Raw genomic sequence first — 1,835 nt, 5'->3', positions numbered from 1 at the left:
GAATTCATCTTTCATGGGTGTTTTTACCCCGATCAGTTGTCAACCCTAAGTTGACTACGGGTAGATGTGAAAAAGCCCCGCGAGTGCGAGGCTTGGAATTCTTTACTGTTTCAACGAGAGGCAATAACCCATCGTTGGGATAACGATAGGCTACTTTCGCCACTTTGTCAATATACTATTTCTACAATTAAATATTTATATAGAAATAACCTCTCTTTGTGTTAGTTTTTTTAGAACATTTTCGGCATTTAACTCCTCAGCAAAACATTCCCGAACCAACGCTTCATAGAGCGGTTTCAAATTTCTTCTCCATGTAGTTTCTGGTATATCCACTACCTCGTCACAGATGGCGCGCCTAACATCCTCGGCTGGCAATCTGGAATACCCACGTCCTGAGCATTTGGGACAGGTTTTGTAGACTGGCACGCCAATTAGTTCGGTTTGCTCTTTATCCAGTACTTCCCCACGACCATTGCAGCGGCAAGAGTGACTAACTGCGGCTTTGCCTTTGCATGTTGGGCACGCGACCTTCACCACCTCTCGAACCTCACGGAACTTGGCGTATGATGACGGAGTGATTTTCACGCCCATGCTTAAATTTGCCTTAACTAGGGTTCTTTCCATCCACGGGGTGTATGTCTTTGTAGTAAACACCTCAGCCTCAATAAATCCGCCATCACAATCAGTGCACGCCTTTTTACTGGCCGCGCTCCTCGCATAATCCTGAAATGCATAATTTGCGAGTATTTGCAGAACACTTCCCCTAATATCTACATCGAGTTTTACGATTGCAGGGTGTTTGTGAACCTGCGTCAGTGCATACTGATAGAGACTCTCCACTGCTTCATCCGGTTTATTGATCCCCTGTTTCGCCAAAAACAGCTCAATACCCAGCCTCGCCTGAGCGGACGCCAATCCTAGCGAGGCCATGACATCGGTAATTGAAAATGAATCGGTAGCGGTTGCGGCTGGAGAGTCGCTAAACATAATGCTCTTGGGTGAAAAATATTTCGGTAGGTCAGCGAGTCTCATTTCCTTTGGTTCCCTTTTAGCTTTGTTTTTGTCATCAATGCCCCATTGCAAACAATGTGATACTGACATTCAAAATCACGGGCGAATTTACCCACCGTCATCCGGTTGATGCCTAACTCATGGGCTAACTGAGTTTGATTCCCCCGGTGTTTTATGAGTAACTCGGGAATTGATGTTATTTCAAACGTCATGCTGCCTCCTGTCTCAATATTTTTAATTTCCCCTGAAACTCGGATTTAATTGACTTACATTCCTCAATCGTCCACCGATAGCGATCATGATTGGATTCGATGGCCTCGACCTCTGCCAATCCAATGCGCCGGATTAACTCCACCCGATACGGAACCAAATTGCCTGATTTGTGCTGATTGCAGACAACGCATTGCCGTTGAATATTCCGTTCATCAAATCTCAGTTGAGGTGCTGCGGCCGTTGTCCGGTAATGACCCGCATCCCATTGGGCGGAGGTGAACGTGCCACAGGAAACACAGGGCAGGTCTCTGTCTCGTTCTCTGATATAGGCGTTTACGGCTTTCTGTGCTTGTTGAATCCAGTAACTGCGGGGTTTTACTGCTAGGCGTCTGGCTTTGAGTTTGTCGCGGTTGGCTATTTCTTTTCGACGGCGTTCTTGTTGTAGTTTCTGTTCAGCTTTCTCCCTGTCTTTGTTTCTTTTTCGGATTGCTAACTCTGCGCCATGTTCTGGGCTGCACCACTCAACATTGTCATATTTTGGGTGGAACCAATCACGGCATATTTTACATTTTCGTCGCCTTAGCTTTGCCATTTCCTGCATTCTCCATTTC

At 46.2% G+C, this 1,835-nt stretch carries 3 protein-coding genes; all 3 read right to left on the bottom strand.

All coding sequences use genetic code 11. From position 1 onward, the window contains the following. Positions 1-195: 195 nt before the first annotated feature. From Xbed_RS18525 to Xbed_RS18515, 3 genes are read right to left on the bottom strand one after another with little or no spacing between them, the layout of a single operon-like run. Positions 196-1,032, bottom strand: coding sequence for an antitermination protein Q (locus Xbed_RS18525; protein ID WP_086114287.1), 837 nt, complete (start codon positions 1,030-1,032; stop codon positions 196-198). Then, complete coding sequence (locus Xbed_RS18520; protein ID WP_086114286.1) at positions 1,029-1,223, bottom strand: helix-turn-helix domain-containing protein; 195 nt, start codon at positions 1,221-1,223, stop codon at positions 1,029-1,031. Before Xbed_RS18520 ends, Xbed_RS18525 begins: the two co-directional genes overlap by 4 nt. Further along, positions 1,220-1,816: a recombination protein NinG gene (locus Xbed_RS18515; protein ID WP_086114288.1), complete on the bottom strand. Its 597-nt coding sequence runs from the start codon at positions 1,814-1,816 to the stop codon at positions 1,220-1,222. Before Xbed_RS18515 ends, Xbed_RS18520 begins: the two co-directional genes overlap by 4 nt. Positions 1,817-1,835: the final 19 nt, after the last annotated feature.

This window comes from Xenorhabdus beddingii, assembly GCF_002127545.1.
GTDB classification, from domain to species: domain Bacteria; phylum Pseudomonadota; class Gammaproteobacteria; order Enterobacterales; family Enterobacteriaceae; genus Xenorhabdus; species Xenorhabdus beddingii.
The sequence above is the reverse complement of the archived record's forward strand: the minus strand, read 5'-3'. Positions and strand labels throughout refer to the sequence as shown.

Excerpts from the sequence above, each read along its gene's own strand:
- Xbed_RS18525 (WP_086114287.1), bottom strand. The coding sequence starts at position 1,032 with ATGAGACTCGCTGACCTACCGAAATATTTTTCACCCAAGAGCATTATG.
- Xbed_RS18520 (WP_086114286.1), bottom strand. The coding sequence starts at position 1,223 with ATGACGTTTGAAATAACATCAATTCCCGAGTTACTCATAAAACACCGG.
- Xbed_RS18515 (WP_086114288.1), bottom strand. The coding sequence starts at position 1,816 with ATGGCAAAGCTAAGGCGACGAAAATGTAAAATATGCCGTGATTGGTTC.